This window comes from Roseateles sp. P2_H4 (genome assembly GCF_056403315.1).
Genome location: NZ_JBFUFR010000014.1, coordinates 109,559 through 133,323 on the forward strand (window position 1 = coordinate 109,559; position 23,765 = coordinate 133,323).

At 68.3% G+C, this 23,765-nt stretch carries 26 protein-coding genes; 17 read left to right on the plus strand and 9 right to left on the minus strand.

The features are described 5' to 3' along the window. Positions 1-3: 3 nt before the first annotated feature. From AC1DW3_RS12720 to AC1DW3_RS12740, 5 genes are all read left to right on the plus strand, one after another. Complete coding sequence (locus AC1DW3_RS12720) at positions 4-471, plus strand: hypothetical protein (RefSeq protein ID WP_477931678.1); 468 nt, start codon at positions 4-6, stop codon at positions 469-471. Continuing rightward, positions 468-1,364, plus strand: coding sequence for an ABC transporter permease subunit (locus AC1DW3_RS12725; RefSeq protein ID WP_477931679.1), 897 nt, complete (start codon positions 468-470; stop codon positions 1,362-1,364). The genes AC1DW3_RS12720 and AC1DW3_RS12725 overlap by 4 nt, the downstream gene beginning before the upstream one ends. After that, complete coding sequence (locus AC1DW3_RS12730; protein WP_477931680.1) at positions 1,364-2,314, plus strand: ABC transporter ATP-binding protein; 951 nt, start codon at positions 1,364-1,366, stop codon at positions 2,312-2,314. The genes AC1DW3_RS12725 and AC1DW3_RS12730 overlap by 1 nt, the downstream gene beginning before the upstream one ends. Continuing rightward, the gene (locus AC1DW3_RS12735; protein WP_477931681.1) at positions 2,307-3,266 is read left to right on the plus strand and encodes a peptide ABC transporter ATP-binding protein; all 960 of its coding nucleotides are present in this window, start codon (positions 2,307-2,309) and stop codon (positions 3,264-3,266) included. The genes AC1DW3_RS12730 and AC1DW3_RS12735 overlap by 8 nt, the downstream gene beginning before the upstream one ends. A gap of 156 nt (positions 3,267-3,422) precedes the next feature. After that, the gene (locus tag AC1DW3_RS12740) at positions 3,423-6,413 is read left to right on the plus strand and encodes a TonB-dependent receptor (protein WP_477931682.1); all 2,991 of its coding nucleotides are present in this window, start codon (positions 3,423-3,425) and stop codon (positions 6,411-6,413) included. 50 nt (positions 6,414-6,463) lie between these two features. On the opposite strand, the gene AC1DW3_RS12745 is transcribed toward AC1DW3_RS12740, so the two are convergent. From AC1DW3_RS12745 to AC1DW3_RS12755, 3 genes are all read right to left on the minus strand, one after another. After that, positions 6,464-6,718: a glycine zipper domain-containing protein gene (locus AC1DW3_RS12745; protein WP_477931683.1), complete on the minus strand. Its 255-nt coding sequence runs from the start codon at positions 6,716-6,718 to the stop codon at positions 6,464-6,466. 161 nt (positions 6,719-6,879) lie between these two features. Next, a complete protein-coding gene (locus AC1DW3_RS12750; RefSeq protein WP_477931684.1) occupies positions 6,880-7,176 on the minus strand; it encodes a PsiF family protein in 297 nt (98 codons plus the stop codon). 83 nt (positions 7,177-7,259) lie between these two features. Further along, positions 7,260-8,597, minus strand: a complete 1,338-nt coding sequence (locus tag AC1DW3_RS12755) for a serine/threonine-protein kinase (protein WP_477931685.1) — start codon at positions 8,595-8,597, stop codon at positions 7,260-7,262. 40 nt (positions 8,598-8,637) lie between these two features. Here AC1DW3_RS12755 and AC1DW3_RS12760 point away from each other — a divergent pair, with 40 nt between their 5' ends. From AC1DW3_RS12760 to AC1DW3_RS12795, 8 genes are all read left to right on the plus strand, one after another. Then, positions 8,638-9,033, plus strand: coding sequence for a VOC family protein (locus AC1DW3_RS12760; protein WP_477931686.1), 396 nt, complete (start codon positions 8,638-8,640; stop codon positions 9,031-9,033). Between the two features lie 63 nt (positions 9,034-9,096). Further along, positions 9,097-10,815 (plus strand): arginine--tRNA ligase, encoded by a 1,719-nt coding sequence (argS, locus tag AC1DW3_RS12765; protein WP_477931687.1) that lies wholly within the window; start codon positions 9,097-9,099, stop codon positions 10,813-10,815. Continuing rightward, positions 10,812-11,477, plus strand: coding sequence for an SPOR domain-containing protein (locus AC1DW3_RS12770; RefSeq protein WP_477931688.1), 666 nt, complete (start codon positions 10,812-10,814; stop codon positions 11,475-11,477). Before argS ends, AC1DW3_RS12770 begins: the two co-directional genes overlap by 4 nt. A 31-nt stretch (positions 11,478-11,508) precedes the next feature. Continuing rightward, on the plus strand, positions 11,509-12,177 hold the full coding sequence (locus tag AC1DW3_RS12775) for a thiol:disulfide interchange protein DsbA/DsbL (protein WP_477931689.1): 669 nt from the start codon (positions 11,509-11,511) through the stop codon (positions 12,175-12,177). Continuing rightward, on the plus strand, positions 12,174-12,833 hold the full coding sequence (locus AC1DW3_RS12780) for a thiol:disulfide interchange protein DsbA/DsbL (RefSeq protein WP_477931690.1): 660 nt from the start codon (positions 12,174-12,176) through the stop codon (positions 12,831-12,833). The genes AC1DW3_RS12775 and AC1DW3_RS12780 overlap by 4 nt, the downstream gene beginning before the upstream one ends. Positions 12,834-12,904: 71 nt before the next feature. Beyond that, complete coding sequence (gene lptA / locus AC1DW3_RS12785) at positions 12,905-13,510, plus strand: lipopolysaccharide transport periplasmic protein LptA (RefSeq protein ID WP_477931691.1); 606 nt, start codon at positions 12,905-12,907, stop codon at positions 13,508-13,510. Further along, positions 13,507-14,295 carry an LPS export ABC transporter ATP-binding protein gene (lptB, locus tag AC1DW3_RS12790; RefSeq protein WP_477931692.1) on the plus strand — a complete coding sequence of 263 codons (789 nt, stop codon included), beginning with the start codon at positions 13,507-13,509 and terminating at the stop codon, positions 14,293-14,295. The genes lptA and lptB overlap by 4 nt, the downstream gene beginning before the upstream one ends. Positions 14,296-14,455: 160 nt before the next feature. Next, on the plus strand, positions 14,456-15,958 hold the full coding sequence (locus AC1DW3_RS12795) for an RNA polymerase factor sigma-54 (RefSeq protein ID WP_477931693.1): 1,503 nt from the start codon (positions 14,456-14,458) through the stop codon (positions 15,956-15,958). Between the two features lie 18 nt (positions 15,959-15,976). Here AC1DW3_RS12795 and AC1DW3_RS12800 read toward each other — a convergent pair whose 3' ends face one another. Together AC1DW3_RS12800 and AC1DW3_RS12805 are read right to left on the minus strand one after the other, a co-directional pair. Further along, on the minus strand, positions 15,977-16,402 hold the full coding sequence (locus AC1DW3_RS12800; protein WP_477931694.1) for a hypothetical protein: 426 nt from the start codon (positions 16,400-16,402) through the stop codon (positions 15,977-15,979). 70 nt (positions 16,403-16,472) lie between these two features. Next, positions 16,473-17,309 (minus strand): AraC family transcriptional regulator, encoded by an 837-nt coding sequence (locus tag AC1DW3_RS12805; protein WP_477931695.1) that lies wholly within the window; start codon positions 17,307-17,309, stop codon positions 16,473-16,475. Between the two features lie 125 nt (positions 17,310-17,434). On the opposite strand from AC1DW3_RS12805, the gene AC1DW3_RS12810 reads away from it, so the two are divergent. Continuing rightward, complete coding sequence (locus AC1DW3_RS12810; protein ID WP_477931696.1) at positions 17,435-17,764, plus strand: hypothetical protein; 330 nt, start codon at positions 17,435-17,437, stop codon at positions 17,762-17,764. Between the two features lie 31 nt (positions 17,765-17,795). After that, on the plus strand, positions 17,796-18,731 hold the full coding sequence (locus AC1DW3_RS12815) for an alpha/beta fold hydrolase (protein ID WP_477931697.1): 936 nt from the start codon (positions 17,796-17,798) through the stop codon (positions 18,729-18,731). 232 nt (positions 18,732-18,963) lie between these two features. On the opposite strand, the gene AC1DW3_RS12820 is transcribed toward AC1DW3_RS12815, so the two are convergent. Continuing rightward, complete coding sequence (locus AC1DW3_RS12820) at positions 18,964-19,818, minus strand: alpha/beta hydrolase (protein WP_477931698.1); 855 nt, start codon at positions 19,816-19,818, stop codon at positions 18,964-18,966. A 59-nt stretch (positions 19,819-19,877) separates the two neighbouring features. Between AC1DW3_RS12820 and AC1DW3_RS12825 the strand changes: the two genes are divergently transcribed. After that, entirely contained in the window at positions 19,878-21,146 is a 1,269-nt protein-coding gene (locus AC1DW3_RS12825) for a THUMP domain-containing class I SAM-dependent RNA methyltransferase (protein ID WP_477931699.1), read from the plus strand. Beyond that, positions 21,133-21,645: a hypothetical protein gene (locus AC1DW3_RS12830; protein WP_477931700.1), complete on the plus strand. Its 513-nt coding sequence runs from the start codon at positions 21,133-21,135 to the stop codon at positions 21,643-21,645. The genes AC1DW3_RS12825 and AC1DW3_RS12830 overlap by 14 nt, the downstream gene beginning before the upstream one ends. Here the strand turns inward: AC1DW3_RS12830 and AC1DW3_RS12835 are convergent. The 3 genes from AC1DW3_RS12835 to AC1DW3_RS12845 form a co-directional block, all read right to left on the minus strand. Beyond that, entirely contained in the window at positions 21,627-22,790 is a 1,164-nt protein-coding gene (locus AC1DW3_RS12835) for an MFS transporter (protein WP_477931701.1), read from the minus strand. The two genes, AC1DW3_RS12830 and AC1DW3_RS12835, sit on opposite strands and share 19 nt — an antisense overlap. Further along, on the minus strand, positions 22,787-23,500 hold the full coding sequence (locus tag AC1DW3_RS12840; RefSeq protein WP_477931702.1) for a 16S rRNA (uracil(1498)-N(3))-methyltransferase: 714 nt from the start codon (positions 23,498-23,500) through the stop codon (positions 22,787-22,789). The genes AC1DW3_RS12835 and AC1DW3_RS12840 overlap by 4 nt, the downstream gene beginning before the upstream one ends. A gap of 52 nt (positions 23,501-23,552) precedes the next feature. Continuing rightward, positions 23,553-23,765: hypothetical protein (locus tag AC1DW3_RS12845; protein ID WP_477931703.1), on the minus strand; the 213-nt coding region annotated here is incomplete at its 5' end.

Consider the following 23,765-nt stretch of genomic DNA (forward strand, 5'->3'; position numbering starts at 1 on the left):
ATCATGACTAGGGCGCTGCGTTCCGTGTCTGAGGTATGGGCCACTCTTGGCTTTGGCTGTTTGCTCGCCGCCGCCATGGGAGGCGGGCTGCTGGCATGGCAGCTGACGGCCTTGGATGGGCAACCTATCGAGCGCTCGAGTGGATTCGTTGCTGTCATGCAGCCTGAAAACAAGGGCTACGTTCTTCAAACCGCGGGCCGTAGTCGAATCAGCTGCACACGCGATTTCTGCGGATATCCCAGCTCAGCTCTCGACCTGGGTATCTCCCGCACCTACTACATGGTGGGGGGCCGTCTGATTGGCGTGGAGCGGGACGGAGAACTCATTGATCTGCGCGACGAACTGCGCGCGAAGTGGCGCGCCAGCTTATGGATACCAGAGGTTGCGGCAGCGTTGGCGATTCCGTGTTTCTGGGCGGCAATCAGATCGCGAAAAACCAAGCTGCCTGAATCGTCAAGGACTTCCGCTTGAATTCGACTTCCGTCATTGCCATCGAGCCGCCCGGCCCGCTGCGCGAGTTCTGGCTGGGCTTTGCCGCCAACCGCGGCGCCCTGGTCGCTCTGATCGTCTTCGCCGTCATCGCCCTGGCATCCCTGTTTGCGCCGCTGATCGCGCCCCACGACCCCATCGAGCAATACCGCGACTTCATGCTGACGCCACCGGTCTGGGCCGAAGGCGGCAACACGCGCTTCCTGTTGGGCACCGATGAGCTGGGCCGCGACATGCTGAGCCGCTTGCTGCATGGCGGCCGCGTGTCGCTGGGCATTGGCCTCGCTGCGGTCCTGATGTCGCTGCTGCCCGGCGTGCTGCTGGGCCTGCTGGCGGCCTTCTTCCAGCGCTGGCTGTCGCCGGCCATCATGCGCGTGATGGACATCGTGCTGGCCCTGCCGGCCCTGCTGCTGGCCATCTGCGTCATCACCATCCTCGGCCCCGGCCTGGTCAACACCGTCATCGCCATCGCCATCGGTGCGCTGCCCGGGTATGTGCGGCTGACGCGCGCCGCCGCCCTGGGCGAGATCGGCCGCGACTATGTGACGGCCAGCCGCGTGGCCGGCGCCCATGTGTGGCGATTGATGTTCATCACCGTGCTGCCCAACTGCATGGCGCCGTTGATCGTCAACGCGACGCTGAGCTTCTCGTCGGCCATCCTCGAAACCGCCGGCCTGGGCTTCCTGGGCCTGGGCGTGCAGGCGCCGACGCCCGAGTGGGGAACGATGTTGTCCTCCGCCCGCGACTACATCACCCGCGCACCCTGGGTCGTCACGCTGCCGGGGCTGACCATCCTCGTGTCGGTGCTGGCCATCAACCTGATGGGCGATGGGCTGCGCGATGCGCTGGACCCGAAGCTGAAGAAGGTGGCCTGATGCCCTTGCTGAACATCAGGAACCTCAAGGTCCAGTTCGGCAACTTCCCCGCCGTCGACGGCGTGGACCTGACGCTGGACGCGGGCGAGCTGCTGGGCATCGTCGGCGAGTCGGGCTCGGGCAAGTCGGTGACGATGCTGGCGCTGATGGGCCTCATCGACGCGCCAGGCAAGGTCACTGCGGACGCGCTGGAATTCCAGGGCCGCGACCTGTTGAAGCTGAACGCCTCGGAGCGCCGCGCGCTGATCGGCCGCGACGTGGCCATGGTGTTCCAGGACGCACTGAGCAGCCTCAACCCCAGCTACACGGTGGGCGCCCAGATCGCCGAGGTGTTGAAGGCCCACCTGGGCATGCGCGGCGCGGCGGCGAAGCAGCGCGTCATCGAGCTGTTGGAGCAGGTCGAAATCCCCGACGCGGCCAACCGCGCCAATGCCTACCCGCACCAGCTGTCGGGCGGCATGAACCAGCGCGTGATGATCGCGATGGCGATTGCCTGCGGCCCCAAGCTGCTGATCGCCGACGAACCGACCACGGCGCTGGACGTGACCATCCAGGCCCAGATCATGGCGCTGCTGCTGAAGCTGCAGCGCGAGCAGGGCATGGGCCTGATCATGATCACGCACGACCTCGCCATCGTGGCCGAGATGGCCCAGCGCATCGCCGTGATGTACGCCGGCCAGATCGTCGAGACCGGCCCCGTGCCCGCGCTCTTCGACGCGCCGCGCCACCCGTACACGAATGCCCTGCTCGCGGCGATTCCTGAGCACAACAAGGGCGCGACCCGCCTGTCCGCCCTGCCCGGCATCGTGCCCGGCGCGCTGGACCGCCCCAAGGGCTGCCTGCTGTCGCCGCGCTGCCCGCGCGTACAGCCGCGCTGCGTGGCCGAGCGGCCGGCGCTGGAGAACGGTGTGCGCTGCTTCTTCCCCGTCGAGGAGCACGCCCATGTCTGAGCTCCTCCTCGAAGCGACCGACCTCGCCAGGCACTACAGCGTCAGCCAGGGCCTGTTCAAGCCCAAGGCGACCGTCAAGGCATTGAACGGCGTCAGCTTCACGCTGGCCCCGAAGAAGACGCTGGCCGTCGTCGGCGAATCGGGCTGCGGCAAGAGCACGCTGGCGCGCCAGCTGACGCTGATCGAGCACCCGACGCGCGGCGCCTTGAAGATCAGCGGCACCGATGCCGCGACGGCCGACAAGGCCACGCTGAAGTCCTTGCGCCGCCAGGTGCAGATGGTGTTCCAGAACCCCTTCGCATCGCTGAACCCGCGCAAGACCGTCGAGACCACGCTGGCCGAGCCGCTGCTGATCAACACGCCCATGACGGCACTGGAGCGCCGTGAGCGCGTGGCGGCACTCGCGGCCAAGGTGGGCCTGCGGCCCGAGCATCTGCGCCGTTATCCGCACATGTTCTCGGGTGGCCAGCGCCAGCGCATCGCCATCGCGCGGGCCATGATCCTGAACCCCGGCATCGTCGTCGCCGACGAGCCAGTCAGCGCGCTGGACGTGTCCATCCAGGCCCAGATCCTGAACCTCTTCATGGACCTGCAGGACGAGTTCGGCACCGGCTATGTGTTCATCTCGCACAACCTGTCGGTCGTGGAACACGTGGCCGACGAAGTGATGGTCATGTACCTCGGCACGGCGGTGGAGATCGGCGAGAAGAAGCGGCTGTTCGCGGCGCCCCTGCACCCCTACACGCGGGCGCTGATGAGCGCGACGCCGGCCCTGCGCAAGGCCGACCGGCGCGAGCGCATCGTCATCCACGGCGAGCTGCCCAGCCCGCTGAACCCGCCCACGGGCTGCAGCTTCCACAAGCGCTGCCCGCTGGCCGTGCCGCGCTGCTCCGAAGAGGTGCCGCTGCTGCGCGAGGTGGATGGCCGGCGCGTCGCCTGCCACGTGGTTTGACATGACGCCACGGCGGGCATAACCGCCGTACATGCCCGGCGCTCATTCCGTGATGCGCGGAGTGTTGCTCCGGTGCCGACTCCGCGGGCTTGGCCCCTGATGGGGTGTGACTTGCGTCGCAAGAATCTTTGCATTCGGCAACGCAAGGAAAACACCATGAGATTCCAGCCCACCCCCATCGCCTGCGGCCTCGCCGGCCTGCTGCTGAGCCTGCAGGGCGCGGCCCTGGCCCAGCAAACTCCGGACGCCAAGGCCAAGGCCGATGCGCAGGCGCTGGAGAAGGTCGTCATCACCGGCATCCGCGCCTCGCTGGAAACCTCGCTGGAGGCCAAGCGCAACGCCTCGGCGAACGTGGACGTCATCACGGCCATTGATGTGGGCAAGATGCCCGACAAGAACCTGGCCGACTCGCTGCAGCGCGTCGTCGGCGTGGCCGTGCGCACGGACTACGACGAGGCCGAGAAGGTGGCCATGCGCGGCACCAACCCCGACATGTCGCTGATCCTGTTCAACGGCCACACCGTCTCCGGTGGCGACTGGTACCTGTCCGACCAGGCCTCCAGCAGCCGCTCCACCAGCCTGTCGCTGATGCCCTCCTCGGTGCTGAACTCGGCCACCGTCTACAAGACCTCGCAGGCCAATATCGTTGACGGCGGCCTGGCCGGCACGATCAATGTGACGACCCGCAAGCCCCTGGATTCCCCGAAGGGCTTCAGCGGCGTGGTCAGCGCCGGCGGCGTGTACGCCGACCTGCCGGCCAAGACCAGCCCGCAGCTCAACGCCAACCTGAACTGGAAGAACGAAGACAGCACGCTGGGCTTCATCGGCCAGGTTTTCGCCGAGAAGCGCTACATACGCCGCGACACCGCCTCGCGCTTCGCCTACGGCGCCAACTCCGGCTGGGACCAGATCAACACGGCCACCATGCTGGGCATCACCGACGCCTCGCTGGCCGGCACGCCCTACAAGGCCGCCGACCTGAACGGCGTGCGCCTGCCGGGCTCCATGTCCACCGAATTCGTGGAAGGCGTGCGCGACCGCAAGGGCGGCATGCTCTCCGGCCAGTTCAAGCCCACCAGCAATACCGAGGTGGGCCTGACCGGCTTCTATWCCAAGATGAACGCGGCCAACTTCGGCCGCGCGACCATGGGCGCCCTCTACCAGATGCTGTCCGGCCAGTCCGGCCCGCTGGGCGGCACCACGGCCACCAACGTCAACGGCCAACGCGTCTACGCCTCCATCAAGAACCCGGTGATCGCCGAGGAAGAGACCATCTATGGCCACAAGCTGCGCGTGCTGAAGTCCGCGGAGATCTCCTACGCCAACGGCCTGCCGGCCCAGTACGTGGGCGACTCGGAAGGCTTCTACCGCAGCGGCGCCTATGCCAGCTCCAGCTTCCTGGACCTGGATGGCAAATGGGTCGTCAGCGACAAGCTGACCCTCAAGGGCCTGCTGAGCACGACCAAGGGCATCGGCCACACCGACATGGACCGCGGTCTGACCTACTCGCGCTATGGCCAGGGCGTCAAGTACGACATCACCGACCTCGAGAAGGCGCCGGACTTCAGCTGGATCAACGCCGGCAGCGGCACCGTGCCCCTGGCCACCAGCGCGGCCCCCGGCACGCCCGGCTACCGCCTGACCGGCCGCAGCGGCCTGAACCGCTATCACACCATCGACAGCGAGAAGAGCTTCGCCGTCGACGGCGAGTACACGCAGGACAGCGGCATCTTCAGCTCGATGAGCTTCGGCTTTCGCAATGCCGACCACCGCCGCCAGTACGGCCTGTCGACCGTGGCCCTGAAGTCCGCCTTCGTGGCTGCCAACGCGCCTGACCCGGCCCTGGCCGTGCCCTACCCCGGCGACTTCGGCAAATACCTCGGTGGCAACATCGACAACTCCGGCTTCTATTTCTCGCGCGACACGCTGACCAGCCTTTTCGGCGACCTGGCCAAGCCCACCAGCCCCCAGTGGGAGCGCCGCATCTCCGGCTCCATCGACCTGCGCGAAATCCAGAGCTCGGCCTATCTGATGCAGAACCTGGAAGGCGAGAAGTGGTCGGGCAATATCGGCCTGCGCCTGGTGCGCACGGCCGTCACCTCGCGCACGCCGGTGCCGATCCCGGCGGGCGCCTGCCTGCGCATCGAGCCGGGCAAGCCCTATGTGCCCTGCGCCGCCTACCCGGACGCCATCCTCGATGTCAGCGAAGGCCAGCCCTACTACGACAACACGGCCTTCAACGGCGCCACCGGCGTGATCTACCGCAAGGAGACCACCCGGCGCATCTTCGACGACATCCTGCCGAGCCTGAACCTGCGCTACGAGATCTTCAGCGGGCTGGTCGGCCGCCTGGGCCTGTCCAAGACCATCGGCCGCCAGAACTACAACCTCTACGGCGCCACCTACTCAGGCCAGGCCTGCACCTCGCAGGGCTGCACGGTGACAGGCCCGAACCCGAACCTGACGCCGATGAGCTCGCGCAACCTCGACATCTCGCTGGCCTGGTATTACGACAAGCGCGCCATGCTGGCGCTCTCGGGCTTCAGTTCGCTGATCGACGGCTATGCCAAGACCGGCGGCACCGCGTCGGGTCAGACCGTCGAGTTGTACGACGGCACGACCAATCAGTACCGCACCTATCTGATCAACTCGTCCACGCAGCAGAAGGCGCGCATCCAGGGCCTGGAATTGAGCTGGGAGCAGCCGCTCCCCTGGGGCTTCGGCTTCCAGTCCAACGCCAGCTACACCGAAACCCGCGTGGAAGACGGCCGCCCGATGACGGGTGCGTCCAAGATCGCCGGCAATGTGGGCGTGTACTGGGAAAACGACGTGTTCAGCGCACGCCTGGTCTACAACTACCGCGGCGCCTACGTGTCCAGCACCACGGCACCGTCGCCGACGGCCAACAGCCAGGGCAATTCGACCATCGGCGGCGTGCTGATGCCTTCCGCGCCGACCATCGCGGCGCCGGTGGCCAACGTGGCCTTCTCGGCCAACTACAACATCACGCCGGAGCTGCAGTTGTCCTTCAGCGCCACCAACCTGACCAACCCGGTCCGCGCCACCTATCGCTACAGCGAGGCGGAGCAGCAGAAGGTCGACGCTTCGGGCCGCCAGTACTACCTGGAGGCGCGCTACAAGTTCTGAGTTTCAGAACCCGCAGCGCAAGGCCGGCTCACGCCGGCCTTTTTCATGCCTTAGCGGTTGCGCTTCTTGGCGACTTCGTTGCCGACCACGCCACCGGCGGCAGCGCCGACCGCAGCGCCGGCCGTCGTGCCGGTCACAGCGCCGCCGACGACGGCACCCGCCGTGGCGCCAACGATGGTGCTGGTCTCACGGGCCGACATGCCCGCGCAGCCCGTCAGGGCCAGGGTTGCCGCTGCCACAACGGACAGCAGGGTCAGGCGCCAGTAGGCGGTGGAGGGGCTGGAAATCATGTCAATCGTGCTCATGGTTTGCTCCTAAGGGGTGGCAATCACGTGAGCCAACTTTCGGCGCCGGCGGCCCCGGCCGGAACCAGCCGGCGGGCCAATCCCGTGTCGGAGCCAACCTACCACCCCAAAGCAAAGAGCCACCCGAAGGTGGCTCTCGTCCTACAGGGCTTGTCAGCCGGTCACTTGGGCGCCGAGGCGGCTGCGTCGGCCATGCACTTCTTGACGTGGCTCTTGGCGGCTGCACCGTGCAGCTTCTTGTCGGCGGCGGACTTGTCGCAGGTGGCGCTCGACGGGGCGGCCGCAGCGGGCGCTGCACCGCCGGACAGGCATTCCTTCATGAAGGCCTTGCGGTCGTCGCCCTTCTTGCCGTTGGTCTTGGCCTCGGCATTGCAGGCCTTCATCTTGTCCTGCTGCGGCGTGGCCTGGGCCCCGAAAGCAACGGCAGCGCAGGCGAGCAGGATGGCGAATCGTTTCATCGGGAACCCCTTCTTCGGGAGGTGGATAGGCGAGTCAATTCAAGCATGCGCCCATGACCGTGCCAAGCCGTGTTTCATCGGCGTCACAAAATTCGCCGCGGGTGGTGCAGGGCCTCGTGCGCCGCATGCAGGCGGCGCACCAGCACGCGGATGAAGCCGCGGTCGAAGCGGTGCTGGCATTCGGGGCTCAATTGACCCACGGACTCCGGCGTGAAGCAGATCGTCGTGCACTCCTGGCTGACGCGGATCTCGGCGCTGTGGCGGCGCAGGTCGGGGTTGGGCGCCAGATAGGCCATCTCGCCCACCGAGGTGCCCTGGCCCAGCGAGGCCACCAGCCGCCCTTCGCGGAAGACCTGCACCTCGCCCTGGGCAATGATGTGGAAGCTGTTGCCCTCCTGGCCGCGCCTGAAGAGGGCGTGACCGACGGGGTAGCGCTTCCAGCGCGCGCGCCGCACCACTTCCCACAGCTGCACGTCACCGAAGTCGGCAAAGAATTCCAGCGAACGCAGCAGGTTGAAGCGCTCGGAGTCGCGCACCTCGCCCAGGCGGTTCAACGGCACCTGCTGGCTGGCGACGAGAGCCGACAGCGCCTGGGCAAAGCTCTCCCAGTCGGCAAAGCGCTCGTGCGGGTGCTTGGACAGCGCGCGCAGCACGACGGCGTCCAGGCCCTCGGTGACGCCCTGGCGCTGGCCCATCAGCGGCAGCGGCGGCTGGTGGTAGATCTGGTGCATCAGCGCCATCTGGTGCGGCGCATCGAAAGGCGGACGGCCGCTGATGAGGTGGTAGAGCACCGCGCCCAGCGCATAGATGTCGGCCCGGCAGTCGACGTCGCCGCCCTCGATCTGCTCGGGCGGCATATAGGCGAGCGAGCCGACGCGGTGGATCTGCGTCGAATCGGCCAGCAGGTTCAGGGCCGAGCCGAAGTCGCTGACCTTGACATCGACGACCTGGCCGCCGGGATCCAGCACGGCCAGCAGGTTGGCCGGCTTCACATCACGGTGGATGACGCCCTGGCGGTAGACATAGCTCAGGGCCATCGCGCACTTGAAGCCCAGCTCGACGATCTGGTCCAGCGGCAGCAGGCGGTCGCTGCGGCAGAAGTGCTTCAGCGTGACGCCGGGCACGTACTCCATGACGAGATAGGGCGCGGCCTCTTCGGACACGGCGTCCAGGATGGCGACGACATTGGGGTGGTGCAGCCGCCCGGCCAGGGCCGCTTCGGCGCTGAAGAAGCGGTTGCTGAAGTCGCTGCTCGGCGCATCCGGCGGCGCCGCCCAGGCGCGCATGCGCTTGATGGCCACGTCCACGTCCTGGAAGGGGTCGCGGGCCAGGAAGACGTCACTCGTCGCCCCCTCGCCCAGGCGCTTGAGCACCTGGTAGCGGCCGATATGGGCGGGCAGATCGTCGGCGGATGCGGTCATCGCGGGGCATGATAGGGGCCGCTCCCGGAGGTGCAGGCCCTTGTTCTCCCACGTATTTCTCGGCACTCGTGACTTCGATCGCGCCTTGGCCTTCTATCGGCCGCTGCTGGCGCTGCTGGGTGTCACCGAACGTTTCTGCAACCCGGCCGAGGGCTGGGCCGGCTGGCAGAGCACGCCGGGGCCACGCCCGTTGCTGTTGCTGGGCAAGCCTTTTGAAGGCCAGCATGAGCCGGGAAACGGCCAGATGGTGGCCCTGCTGGCCACGAGCCGCGACCTGGTCGACCAGGCCCATGCGCTGGCCCTGGCCCAGGGCGGCCGCTGTGAAGGCCCGCCCGGCCTGAGGGCCCACTACCACCCGAACTACTACGGCGCCTACTTCCGCGATCCCGACGGCAACAAGCTCTGCGTCGCCTGTCACGAAGCGCCACAGCCCTGAGTCAGCGCAGCGGCCCCGCCATGCGTTCTGGCTGTTCGAGGTCCGCCTCCTAAAATCGCCCCCATGATCCAAGCCAAGCAGGCGCTGCTCGCCGCACTCGCCGACTCTCTCCAGGAAATCGCCCCCGGCTCGAATGCCGCCGTGGCCTTCGAATCCCCCAAGCAGGCCGCCCATGGCGACTTCGCCTGCACGGCCGCCATGCAGCTGGCCAAGCCGCTGAAGGCCAACCCGCGAGAACTGGCCACCCGCCTGATCGAAGCCCTGCAGGCCAAGCCGGCCTTCCAGACCTGGGTGCAGGCCCTGGAGATCGCCGGCCCCGGCTTCATCAACATCCGCCTGAAGCCCGAGGCCAAGCAGGCCGTCGTCGCCGAGGTGCTGGCCGCCGGCGCCAAGTTCGGCCACCGCCCCGCCACCGGCAAGCACGTCATGATCGAGTTCGTGTCGGCCAACCCGACCGGCCCGCTGCATGTCGGCCATGCCCGCCAGGCCGCCCTGGGCGATTCGCTGTGCTCGGTTTTCCAGAGCCAGGGCCACGACGTCACCCGCGAGTTCTATTACAACGACGCCGGCGTGCAGATCGCCACGCTGGCCAACTCCACGCAGATGCGCCTGAAGGGCATCAAGCCCGGCGACGCCGGCTGGCCCGAGGCGGCCTACAACGGCGACTACATCCAGGACATTGCCGACGCCTTCCTGAAGAAGGAGACCGTCAAGGCCGACGACCGCGAGTTCACCGCCTCGGGCGATATCGACGACCTGGACAGCATCCGCCAGTTCGCCGTCGCCTATCTGCGCCACGAGCAGGACCTGGACCTGCAGGCCTTCGGCCTGAAGTTCGACAACTACTTCCTGGAATCCAGCGTCTACGCCGGCGGCCAGCTGGAGAAGGCTGTGGAGCGCATCGTCGACGCCGGCAAGACCTACGAAGAAGGCGGGGCGCTGTGGTTCCGCTCCACCGACTACGGTGACGACAAGGACCGCGTCATGCGCAAGAAGGACGGTGGCTTCACCTACTTCGTGCCCGACGTGGCCTACCACGTCAACAAGTTCGAGCGCGGCTACACGCAGTGCATCAACATCCAGGGCACCGACCACCACGGCACCATCGCCCGCGTGCGCGGCGGCCTGCAGGCGCAGAACCTGGGCATCCCGCAGGGCTTCCCGGACTACGTGCTGAACAAGATGGTCACCGTCATGAAGGACGGCGCGGAGGTCAAGATCTCCAAGCGCGCCGGCTCCTATGTGACGCTGCGCGACCTGATCGACTGGACCAGCCGCGACGCGGTGCGCTTCTTCCTGATCAGCCGCAAGGCGGACACCGAGTTCGTCTTCGACGTCGACCTGGCGCTGAAGGCCAACGACGAGAACCCGGTGTTCTATGTGCAGTACGCGCATGCGCGCATCTGCTCGGTGATCCGCAAATGGGGTGGTGACGTGTCGACCATCGCCGGTGCCGAACTCAGCCTGCTGACCGCGCCGACCGAGGAAGCGCTGATGCTCAAGCTGGCCGCCTACCCCGACATGCTGACCGGTGCAGCCACCGGCATCGCGCCGCACGACGTGGCCTTCTATGCCCGCGACCTGGCCGGCGCCTACCACTCCTACTACGGCGCCGAACGCGTGATGGACCAGGCGCCCGAGCTGAGCCGCGCCCGCGTGGCCCTGCTGGCCGCCACGCGCCAGGTGCTGGCCAATGCCCTGGGCATGCTGGGCGTCAGCGCGCCCGAGCAGATGAACCGCGACACTGCTGAAACTCCTTCGGAAAGCTCGGAGAACGAATGACTGCTGCCTCCAAACCCGCCGGCCACAAGAACCAGAAAGGCGGCTTCGTCCTCGGCCTCATCGTGGGCCTGCTGGTCGGCCTGGCCGTAGCCCTCGGCGTGGCCCTCTACATCACCAAGGTGCCCATCCCCTTCGTCAACAAGGTGCCGCAGCGCACCGCCGAGCAGGACGCGCAGGAAGCCGAACGCAACCGCAACTGGGACCCGAACGCGCCGCTGGCCGGCAAGGCCGCGCGCAGTGCCAGCGGCGTCGTCAATGCGCCGGTCGCCACGGTGCCGCCGCCGGCGACCACGACCGCCAGCACCGCCGCCGCAACGGCCAGCGCCGCCGCCACTGCGGCCCTGCCGCCGCCCAAGCCCGCGGCCCCCAAGGCCGAAGCGCCGGCTGCATCCACGCCCACGACGGCCGCCGCCACCGGCGCCGACGCCTATGTCTACTTCGTCCAGGCCGGCGCCTTCACGCGCCCCGAGGAGGCCGAAAGCCAGAAGGCCAAGCTGGCCATCCAGGGCTTCACGGCCAAGGTCATGGAGCGCGAGCAGAACGGCCGCACCGTCTTCCGCGTGCGCCTCGGCCCCTCGGACACCCGTGAAGCCGCCGAAGACCTGCAGCGCAAGATTGAGGGGGCTGGCTTCGAGGCCAACCTCGTTCGTGTACAACGCTGACCGCATTACCGCCTGAAGGATGACTGCCGCCATGAAGCGACGCGACTTTTCCGCCCTCCTCGCCACTGCGCCCCTGGCTGGCGCCGCGAGCGACGCCCTCGCCCAGGGTGGCCCCATCGAGGGCCGCAACTACATGGTGCTGAACCCGGCGCTGCCGACCGCGCCGGGCAAGATCGAGGTCGTCGAGTTCTTCTGGTACGGCTGCCCGCACTGCTTTGCCTTCGAGCCCGCCATCGAGGCCTGGACCAAGAACCTGCCGACCGACGTCGCCTTCCGCAAGGTGCACGTGGCCTTCCGCGCCAACGTCAAGATCCACCAGCGCATGTTCTATGCGCTGGAGTCCATGGGCAAGGAAGCCGCCGCCCGACCGGCCATCTTCAACGCCATGCACCAGCAGGGCCTGGCCCTGGACGACGCCAAGAGCCAGGCCAAGTTCCTCAGCCCCCTGGGCATCGATCCGGTCAAGTACCAGGACGCCTACAACTCCTTCGGCGTGCAAACCAAGTGCACCCAGGCCGAGAAGCTGTCCGAGGCCTACCGCATCGACGGCGTGCCCAGCATCGGCGTCGCCGGCCGCTTCCTGACTTCGCCCAGCGACGCCGGCAAGGGCCTGGCCCAGCGCCTGCCCGAGCAGGAACTCGGCCAGAAGGCGCTGCAGATCGTCGAATTCCTGATCCAGCGGGCCAGGAATAAAGCATGAAGCGTCGCCACGCCACCACGGCCCTGATCGCCGCCGGCTTCGCGCCTGCGGTGCTCGCCCAGGGCGGCCCGGTCGAGGGCAAGCACTACACGCGCCTGGGTCAGACGCTGCCGGGCACGCCCGGCAAGATCGAGGTCGTCGAGTTCTTCTTCTACAAGTGCCCGCACTGCAACGCCTTCGACCCGCTGCTGGAGGCCTGGCTGCACCAGCTGCCGGCGGACGTCAGCTTCCGCCGCGTGCCGGTGGGCCAGCAGGCCATGCTGAAGCTGCACCAGCGCATGTTCTATGCGCTGGAAGCCATGGGCGCGCTGACACCGGCCGTGCACAGCGGCATCTTCAACGCCTTCCACCGCGGCGGTGTCGATGCCAATGACGAGGCGGCCGTCGTCGCCCTCGTCAGCCGCCTGGGCGTGGATGCGGCCAAGTTCAAGCAGACCTTCAATTCCTTCGGCATCCAGGCCAAGGTCCAGCAAGGCAACAAGCTGGCCGAACTGGCGGGCGCCAATGAAGTGCCGGCCCTGGTCATCGCCGGCCGCTGGCGCACCAGCCCCGGCCAGGCCGGCACGCCGGGCCAGAGCGAGGCAGCCCAGGGCCAGCAGGCCATCGCCGTGGCGGACTTCCTCGTCAAGATGGCACGGGCCGGCAAGGTTTCCTGACGCACTTGCCGTGGCGGAAAGGCTGGAGACGGTGGCAGGCCCCTAGAATGGCCTGCAACTTCCGTGCCGCCATGCCACGCCACCTGATCCCGCTCGCTCTCGTGCTTGTCTTCTCCGCCGCCCAGGCCGAGAAGGCCGACCGGCTCAAGCCCATGGTCTTCACGGCCGACAAGGAGGGCCGGATCGACAGCGTCAACCAGCGCACCGAGCTGTTTGGCAACGTCATCATCACCAAGGGCAGCCTGATGCTGAACGCCGAGAAGGTGGATGTGCGCGAGACCCGCGACGGCTACCACCAGGCCTATGCCACCGGCGCCACGGGCAAGCCGGTCAGCTTCCGCCAGGCGCGCGACACGCCCGGCGAGTCCATCGAAGGACGCGCCGACCAGCTCGAGTACGACACCCGCACCGAGACCGTGCGCTTCATCGGCAACGCCAATGTGCGGCGCATTCGCGGCGCGACGGTGGCCGACGAGGTCACCGGCGCCGTCATCGTCTACGACAGCCGCACCGAAGTCTTCGCGCTGGAGGGCGGCAGCGCCTCGCCCAACCCGAACGGCCGCGTGCGCATGGTGCTGATGCCACGTGCCCAGCCCGACACGCCGGCCTCGGCGCCGCCCGCCGCGCTGCCGCTGCAGCCGTCCACGACGATCACGCCGCCGAAAAAGCCCTCATGACCGCGGTCGCAGAGTCCGTCACCAACCGCCCCATGGCGGAATGCGGCAGCCGCCTCGAAGCCGAGGCGCTGGCCAAGACATACGGCGTGCGCAAGGTCGTCAAGAACGTCCATGTGCGCGTCGACTGCGGCGAGGTCGTCGGCCTGCTCGGCCCCAACGGTGCCGGCAAGACGACCAGCTTCTACATGATCGTCGGCCTCGTGCGGTCGGACGCCGGCGTCATCCGCATCGACGGCGCCGAAGTGCAACGCCTGCCCATCCATGCGCGGGCCCGCCTGGGCCTCTCCTATCTGCCGCAGGAAGCCTCGATCTTCCGCAAGCTCACCGTCGAGCAGAACATCCGCGCCGTGCTGGAACTGCAGCAGGACGAGCGCGGCAAGGCCCTGTCCAAGGCGCGCATCGACGAGCTGCTGAACGGCCTGCTGCACGACCTCTCCATCGAGGGCCTGCGCGACAGCCCCGCGCCGGCGCTGTCGGGCGGCGAGCGCCGCCGCGTCGAGATCGCCCGCGCGCTCGCGACCCAGCCGCGCTTCATCCTGCTGGACGAGCCCTTCGCCGGCGTCGATCCCATCGCGGTGCTGGAGATCCAGCGCATCATCAGTTTCCTGAAGGCGCGCGGCATCGGCGTGCTGATCACGGACCACAACGTCCGCGAGACGCTGGGCATCTGCGACCGCGCCTACATCATCAGCGAGGGCGCCGTGCTCGCCGAAGGCACGCCCGACGAGATCGTGGCCAATGCCGACGTGCGCAAGGTCTATCTCGGCGAAAATTTCCGGATGTGAGCATGGTCAGCCCCTCGCCCATCCTCGCGTCGCTGAACGCGAGCGAGTCTGGTCGGTCCCCCGAGGGGACGGCGATGCTTGCCGCATTGAGCGACAAGCACATCGCCCAGGCGGGCCGGCTTGGGAGCGGCCCGGCGCTCGGCCCGAAAGACGCCGCGCCATGAAGCAGACGCTGCAGGTCCGCCTCAGTCAGCATCTCGCGCTGACGCCCCAGCTGCAGCAATCCATCCGCCTGCTGCAGCTGTCCACGCTGGAGCTGCACCAGGAAGTCGAGCAGATGCTGGCCAGCAACCCGCTGCTCGAGACGGAAGAAGAGTTCACCGTCAGCACCCCCGAGCTGGCCAGCAACGCGCCGGCCGAGTCGTCTGCCGCCGAAACCAGCAGTGACAGCGGCACCGAAGCCGACACCGCCGAGGCGCCCGAGCTGAGCGGCGAGGACTTCGGCGGCACCGAGCGCGAGGACTGGGAGAACGGCACCGAGAAGGACGACTTCGACGGCATCCGCGAGCTGCCCAGCAGCTCCGGCAGCGGCAGTGACGACGACGGCGAGCGTGAGAGCCAGGAGTACGCCGAACTGACGCTGGCCGAGCACCTCACCCAGCAGCTCGCCGGCCACCACCTGTCGCCGCAAGACCGCGCCGCCATGCAGGTGCTGATCGAGTCACTGAACGAGGACGGCTACCTCGAAGACCCGCTCGACGAGATCGCTGCGGCCCTCATCGAGGACGCCGAGAGCCGCGAGGAGCTGCTGGACCACCTGCGCATCGCGCTGCAACTGCTGCAGAGCCTGGAGCCGGCCGGCATCGGCGCGCGCGACCTGTCGGAATGCCTGGTGCTGCAGCTGCGCGCCTGCCCCAAGTGCCCGGCCCAGGTCATCGCCATCCTGATCTGCAAGGGTCATCTGGAATTGCTGGCCCGGCGCGACATGCGCCGCCTGATGGCCGAAACCGGCGCCGACGAAGTCCTGCTGCGCGAGGCCCAGGGGCTCATCACCCAGCTCGAACCCAAGCCCGGTCGGCGCTTCGCCCAGGGCGCCGCGGCGGCCATCGTGCCCGACGTCATCGTGCGCAAGAGCGGCCGCGAGTTCCGCGTCATGCTCAACCCCGAGGTGGCGCCCAAGCTGCGCATCAACGACCTCTATGCCAATGCGCTGCGCGCGACCCGTGGCGGCATCAGCAACTCGCCGCTGGGCGGCCAGCTGCAGGAGGCGCGCTGGTTCATCAAGAACATCCAGCAGCGCTTCGACACCATCCTGCGCGTGAGCACGGCCATCGTGGAGCGCCAACGCGGCTTCTTCACGCATGGCGAGCTGGCCATGAAGCCGCTGGTGCTGCGCGAGATCGCCGACGAACTCGGCCTGCACGAATCCACCATCTCGCGCGTGACGACGGCCAAATACATGGCCACCAGTTGGGGCACCTTCGAGCTGAAGTATTTCTTCGGCTCGGGGCTCAGCACCGAGGCCGGCGGCGAGGCCTCCAGCACCGCGGTGCGCGCGCTGATCAAGCAGTTCGTCGCGGCGGAGGACATCAAGAAGCCGCTGTCGGACAGCGCGCTCGCGGCCATGCTGGAAGAGCAAGGCATCCAGTGCGCGCGGCGCACGGTGGCCAAGTACCGCGAAGGCATGAAGATCGCGCCGGCGAATTTGCGCAAGGCGCTCTAGGTCTCTCGCGCAGGACCGCTATTCGACGGCGTGCGTCTCCACGTTGAAGACGCTGGCCAGCGCTCGCTCATTGCGCTCCCCGGCATCGGAGCAGCCCAAGGAATAGGTACGACCTCGAGCCAGCTCGACCCGCACGGTGGGCCCAGCAAGCCCCCACCCGTGCTTGCACCGCAAGGTGAAGTGGTAAATACCGGGATCCAGCTTCACCTCCACAGGATATCCCGCCATGTCGGCGTGAAACCTTACCAGCGTGCCGGGCATTCCACCTTCCTGGCGAATCCCCAGGAACCTGGCATCGACGGCTCCATTTCTTACGGCTTTGACGATCGCAATTTCAGAATCTGGCTTGGGCGGCCCGGCGTACATCCGCATGGCAGGCAGGCTGCTGCAAGCCGACATCAAGGCGGCCGCAAAGAGGCCCGCCAGGCCCATAGTGAATTTCATACCCCTCCCTTTGGTTGTTCGCTGTTCGCTGGATGCAGGTCGAGCCCGCGTGGCCAGCAACACCGGATTTTCAGTCCTGCGGCAGCTCCGCCTTCCGCCACTCCCTCGGCGACTGCCCCGTATGCGCCCGAAAAGCGCGTGACAGCGCCGCCTCGCCCCCATAGCCCACATCCATTGCGATGTGCTTGAGGGCCCGCCCCTCGCGCAGCCCCTTCTGCGCCAGGCCGATGCGCCAGCGTTGCAGATAGACGCCCGGCGTGCAGCCGACGACGTCGCGGAAGGCGTTGGCGAACACCGTGCGCGACATGCCGGCCGCCGCCGCCAGCTCTTCCAGCGGCCAGTCGCGCTGCGGCGCCTCGTGCAGGGCCACCAGGGCCCCGCGCAGCTTGGGGTGTGACAGGCCGGCCAGCATGCCGGACTCGACCTGGCCCTGGCTCATCAGCTCGCGCAGCACCCAGATCAGCAGCACCTCGAACAGCCGGTCCAGCATCAACTGGCGGCCGCAATGGGTGGCCTCGGCCTCCGCAAACAGCTGCTCCAGCACCGGCGCGCAGCCGGGCACCGAGGCCAGCGGCAGGCAGACCCAGGGCGGCAGGGCCGCCGCGACGGGGTGGCTGGCACCGCCCTCGAAGGCCATGTGGGCGCACAGGAACTGCGCGCCGCAGCTCGGGTCCGTCACGAAGCGGTGCGCCAGCGGGCGGGGGTAAAGCAGCAGGCTGGGCTCGGCGATGCGCAGCGGCTCGGGCCTGCCGTCGTGGTGCACCTCCACGCCACCCTCGCGGATCAGGTGCAACTGGCCACGCCCGGCCTGGGGCTCCAGGCTGTTGACGCCGCACAGCGGGCCCACCTGAAAAGTCTCGGCCCGCACGGCGAAGTGGGTGAAGAGGGCGGCAAGTCGATCGGCCATGGTTAGTACGAAATGCAAAGTTAAACGTACTTTATGGCATTTCTGGTACGAGCATCGTCGGCACAGTTCGTTCTGTCGCAAGACCACTCGATCCCCCCAACGCACCGACTTACCAGGAGCCTGCCATGACCCGCCAACCCAGCTTCAACCGCGCCGTTTTCCAGCTACTGCTCGCCAGCGCCGCCCTTGTCGGCACCGCGGCCAACGCCCAGTCCTATGTGACGGATCCCGAGTCGGGCGCCAGCGTCAGCGTGGCGTCCACCGTCTCGCGGGCCGAGGTGCTGGCCGACCTGAAGGTCTACCAGGAGTCGGGCCTCGCTGCCGCCGAGCGTGTCGCGGCCGAGACCGGCCAGGACACCCCGGCCCAGCGCGCGGCCCGGGAGCGCTATGTCGCGCTGCGCCAGGGCGAGCGCTACGCCGCCCTGGTCGCCCAGTACCGCGCCGCCAAGGCCTGATCCCGCCACTGCCCCCTCAGGAGACCTCACCATGAACGCCTTCACCCGCCTCGCCCTCGCTGCCACCCTCGCCATCGGCGGATTCGCCGTCCAGACCCAGGCCATCGCCGCCCCGAATGCCGCGGCCGCAGTCGCCAGCCAATATGTGGCCGCCGCCGACGGCACGCCGCTCTACGTCAAGGACTGGGGCCCCAAGACCGGCCCGGTCGTCGTCTTCAGCCACGGTTGGCCGCTGAACGCGGACAGCTGGGAAGCGCAGATGCAGTTCCTGGCCGAGCGCGGCTTCCGCGTCATCGCCCATGACCGCCGTGGCCACGGCCGCTCGGGCCAGCCCTGGACCGGCAACACCATGGACCAGTACGCCGACGACCTCGACGCCGTGCTGCGCACCCTGGACGTGAAGCGCGCCACGCTGGTGGGCTTCTCCACCGGCGGCGGCGAGGTGGCCCGCTACGTCGGCCGCCATGGCACGGCGCGCGTCGCCAAGGTCGTGCTGGTGAGCGCCGTCACGCCCATGCTGGGCGCCAGCCCCACCAACCCCCATGGCGTGCCCGAGGCCGTGTTCGACAGCCTGCGCAAGGCCTCACTGGACAACCGCGCCCAGCTCTACAAGGACATCGCCGGCGGCCCCTTCTTCGGCTTCAACCGCCCGGACGCCAAGCCCTCGACCGGCCTGGTCGACAGCTTCTACGTGCAGGGCATGCAGGCTGGAGCCAAGGCCACCTACGACAGCATCGAGGCCTTCTTCCACTCCGACTTCCGCGCGGACCTGAAGAAGGTCGATGTGCCGACCCTGGTCATCCACGGTGCCGATGACCAGATCGTGCCCATCGAGACCACCGGCCGTGCCACGGCCAGGCTGGTCAAGGGCGCGCGCCTGATCGAGTACGCCGGCGGCCCGCATGGCATCACCGACACGCACAAGGATCGCCTCAACCAGGACTTGGTGGACTTCGTCAGCAAGTAAACGGTCCGACCTGCGGGACGAGCGCCGGGCCGCTCCCTAGCCGGCCCGCCTCAGGCGATGTGCTTGCAGCTCGATGCCGCAAGCATCGCCGTCCCCTCGGGGGCTGAGGCCGGACACAGGGCGTCCAGTGGACGGCCTGTGCCTACCGAAGGGCCGCGGCGCAAGACGCGGCGCGGTCTGCAAGACCGACCAGGCACGCCCGCGTCCAGCAGGGCAGGATTGGGCGAGGGGCTTAGTCCCGGGACGGGCCCTTCTCCGGCGCCAGCGGCTCGAACACGAAGCGCATGCCGCGCGTGTAGCTCTCGGCCTTGGTGCCAGCATGGCGCTCGCCGTCGATGGTGCGGTTCTGGAACACCAGCTCCGGATGCTTCAGCTCCGGCAGCAGGGCCTGGTAGCGCTTGATGCCGGCCAGGAAACCCGGCCACTCGTATTCGGCCCCGGTCACATAGAGCCGCGCCTTGATGGGCTTGCCCGTCGCCGCGTAGGCCTTGGCCCGGCCGATGATCCAGTCGCCGCCCACCACGACGGCCGGGCTGGCGGCGATATAGCCCTTGAAGAGCTCGGGCCGGGCATACATCGCGTGCAGGGCGAACAGGCCGCCCAGCGAGCTGCCAGCCAGATAGCGCTGGGCCGGGTCGGCGCGGTAGTCGCGCTCCACCAGCGGGAAGATGTCCTTCTCCAGCGAAGCGATGAATTGGTCGGCATGGCCGCCGTTGCCGTCGCCCATGCGCACCGGCGACAGCTCCCAGTCGCGCAGCGTCTGGTAGTCGGGTTTGTCGCCGGCATAGCCCAGGCCGACGATGATGAACTCCGGTACGACCTCGTCGTATTTCAGGTTGTTGTACGAGGCGACAACAGTGGCGAAGTCCCAGTAGCCGTCGGTCACGTAGAGCACCGGATAGCGGCGCTTGGGGTCCTTGGCAAAGGAGCCGGGCAGGTGGATGTGCAGCTGATACGTGCGGCCATCGGCGTTCTTGGGCAGCACGCGCAATTGGCTGTTGGAAACCGTGTGCGGCGGATACGCCGTCTGGGCCTGCGCCTGGAGGGCGGTGAGCAGGAAGGCGAGGGTCAGAACGAATCGCTTCATGTGGCAGCACGCGGCAGATGGCAACGCTGTCAGTTTAGAGGCCAGCGACAATGCGGCCCGTGAGCCTGCCCAACAAACTTTCCCTGTTCGTGTCCTGTGCCGGTGGCGTCGAGCCGCTGCTTGAAGAGGAGCTGAAACGCTTCCTGCCGCCCGGCGTGCGCAGCAAGGTCGAACCGCTGCGAGGCGGCTGCGGCGTGGTCGGCAGCCTTGAAGACGCGATGCAGATCAACCTCGAGAGCCGGCTCGCGCAGCGCGTGCTCATCGAGCTGATCGAAGGCCCCTACCGCCACGAGGACGATCTCTATGTGCTGGCCGGCCGCGTCGACTGGAGTGACTGGATCACGCCGCGGCACACCATCCGCGTCGACACCGTCGCGCAGCGCTCGCCGCTGAAGAGCCTGAACTTCACGACGCTGCGCATCAAGGACGCGATCTGCGACCAGCTGCGCGAGCAGACCGGCGAACGCCCCAGCGTCGACACCTATTCGCCTGACCTGCCGGTGCTGCTGCACGTCGGCCCCGAGCGCGCGGCGCTGTATGTGGACACCTCGGGCGAACCGCTGTTCAAGCGCGGCTGGCGCGTCGACAAGGGCGATGCGCCGCTGAAGGAGACGCTCGCCGCCGCCATGCTCGCCGCTGCCGGCTGGCGCGGTGACAGCGCGCTGCACGACCCCTGCTGCGGCTCCGGCACCATCCCCATCGAGGCCGCGCTGATCGCCTGCGACTCGGCACCCGGCCTCACGCGCCGCTTCGCCTTCGAGCGCCAGATCCCGTTCTCGACGCCCGACATGAAGACGACCTGGGCCGGCATCACCCAGGCAGCCCGCGCGCGCATCCACCCGCCGGCCGTGCCCATCTATGCCAGCGATGTCGCCTTCCGCATGGTCGACTTCGCGCGCCGCAATGCCGAGCGCGCCGGCGTGGCCGCCTACATCCAGTTCAACGGCGGCGACGCGCTGGAGCGGCCTGCACCGCAACTGCCCGAAGGCATGCCCGGCGCCATCGTCATGAACCCGCCCTACGGCGAGCGCATCGAGGTGCGTGGCAAGGCGGCCATGTCCCGGGACGCGCGGGGCTCCGAAGAGCTGGACGCGGGGGACGACTTCTTCCCGCGCCTGGCCGCGCACTGGAAGCGCCAGTACACCGAGAACCCGGCCGGCTGGACGGCCTGGATGCTGAGTCCCGACATGAAGCTGCCCAACAAGATGCGGCTGAAGGAGTCGCGCCGCGTGCCGATGTGGAACGGCCCCATCGAATGCCGGCTGTTCCGCTTCGACCTCGTCAAGGGCTCGGCACGCAAGCCGGCCGAAGGCGATGCGCCCGCGTGAGCTGATCGCCGCTGCGGCTTTGGCGCTTGCCGCGGCCGCGGCGCAGGCCGACCCCTGCACGCTGGTGTTCGGCCAGGGCCGCAACCCGCCGCTGCGCGGTGGGCCGAACTGGGACGAACTGAACCAGCGCTTCAACGCCGCGGTCGCCAATGCCCTCGACGCCGACGGCCGGCGCGTCATCCCGATGACGGCGTCTGCCGTGCAGATCGACCCCGAAGCGGCCGGCATCGCGCTGCTGCAGGAGGCCGACCGCCTGCGCTGCGCCACCCTGGTGGAGACCGCGCTGTTCGCCGACGAGCAGGACACGCTGGTGCTGCGCTTGCGCGTCTACCCGCTGCTGCCCACGCTCGGTGATGGCGGCACCATCGTCGGCCTGCGCATCGGCACGCCGCTGTTCGTCACGCAGCGTGACCTGTCAATGGCGGCGCTCACGCGCCTCAAGCCCGACCTGGTCGGCCAGCAGATGGCGGCTGAATACCTTCAGCACGACCGGCGTTGATAAACCGCCTGCACGATCAGCGCCAAGGCGCACAGCGCGATGGGCACCAGGCTGGCCCAGTTCATCCATTGCCAGCCGCCGGTCGTGACGAGGGCGCCTGAGGAGAACGAGGTCAGCGTCATCGTCGCGTAGACGCCGGTGTCCAGCAGGCCCTGGGCGCGCGTCTTCTCCTCGGGCCGGTAGGCCTGGGTGAACAGCGTCGTGCCGCCGATGTAGAGGAAGTTCCAGCCCACGCCGAGCAGCAGCAGGGCGCCGAGGAAGTGGTCCAGGTCCTGACCCGACAGCGCGAAGGCGACGCAGCCCAGGTTGAGCAGCACGCCCACCGTCATGACCGGCAGCGCGCCGACGCGCTTGATCAGCGGCCCGGTGAAGAAGCTCGGCACGAACATGCCCAGCACATGCCATTGCAGTACCGTGCCTGCGTCGGAGAACGGCAGGCCGCATTGGCCCATGGCGATGGGCGTGGCCGCCATCAGCAGATTCATGACGCCATAACCGAGCGCACTCGCGGCCAGCGCGACCATGAAGACCGGTTGACGCAACAGCTCGGCGCTGCTGCGGCCACCGGCGCCGGGCGCGGGCCGGGTCAGGGCCGGGAAGTCGATCAGCGAGATCAGCACCAGGCCGGCCAGCGCGACCCCGATCAGCAGCAGATAGGCGCCAGCGAAAGGTGCCATCAGCAGGTTCTTGCTGGCACCCGCCAGCCAGGGCCCGAGCACCGCGCCCAGGCAGCCACCGGCCAGCACCCAGGAGATGGCGGCTTCGCGCTTTGCCGGCGCCACGATCTCCGTGGCGGCGAAGCGGTAGAGGGCCGCGCCGGCGTTGTAGTAACCGGCCACCAGCGTCGCGATGACGACGCCCCAGAAGTTCTGGTCCCGCACGCTCCACAAGGAGATCGCGCAGCTGACGATGGCCACGAGCAGCCCGATCTGGAAACCGCGCCGGCGCCCGAAGCGCAGCTGGTGGCGGCCCACCATGCGCGCCATCAGCGCGCCGCCGGCCACATAGGCGCAGATCGGCAGCGTCGCCATCCACGGCCGCGGCGCCAGCGCCAGGCCGACCAGGCCATTGATGGCCATGAAGCAGATGTTGTTGGTGAGGAAGAGGCCCTGGGCCAGGACGAGGAGGGCCAGCTTCCTGTTCACGACAGAGCCAGCCAGGAGAGCACGGCCAGCGGTGCGGTGTCGGCGCGCAGAACACGCGGGCCCAGCGTGACGGCGGCAAAGCCGCGGGCACGGGCGGCGTCTTCCTCGGCGTCGCTCAAGCCGCCCTCGGGGCCGCTGAGGAAGAGAGCACGCTGCTGCGGGAAGGCGGCCAGCGGCGACGCGGCACGCGGGCTAAGCAGGCCGCGCCATTCGTCGTCACGATCCGGCAGCGCCGCGAGCCAGGCGGACAAGGACATGACGGCCTCGATGCGCGTGGGCACCGTGCGCCCGCTCTGCTCGGCCGCCGCGATGGCCACGCCCTGCCAGTGAGCGCGCTTCTTGTCGGCCCGCTCGCCATTCAGGCGCAGCACCGAGCGCTCGCCCATCAGCGGCTGGATGGCGGCGGCGCCCAGTTCGGTGGCCTTCTCGACCAGGAAGTCCATGCGGTCATTGGCGGGCATGACGACGGCCAGCGTGATCTGCCGGGCCAGCTCGCGCTGCGGTTGCTCCGCAGCAATGAGCTTCACGCGCACCTCGCTGCGGCCCATGGCCGTTACCTCGGCTTGCCATTCGGGGCCGCTGCCGTCGAAGAGGGTCAGCGCGTCACCGGGCTGCAGGCGCAGCACCTGCACATGACGGGCAGCACCGGGCGGCAGGGCGATGTCGCCATCGGTCGCGGTGAGCGGGGTGTCGACGAAGAAGCGGGGCAAGGCGGAACAGTGGCGGGTCTGGGACCCGTCAGTGTCCCAGATCAGCGCAGGCTCAGCGCAAGCCCAGAGCGTCGCGCACGGCCTGTGCGGCGCCTTCGCCCTTGGCCTTCTGCACGCGCTCGACGAGCTGCAAGGCCAGGCCCTGCAGGGTCGCCAGGCTGTCGGCCCGCTCGACCTCGAGGGCAAAGGCATAGCCCTTGAAGGGGCCGAGCAGCTTGGTCGCCTCGCCGCTCAGATAGGTGTACAGGGCCGCGCGGTCCAGCAG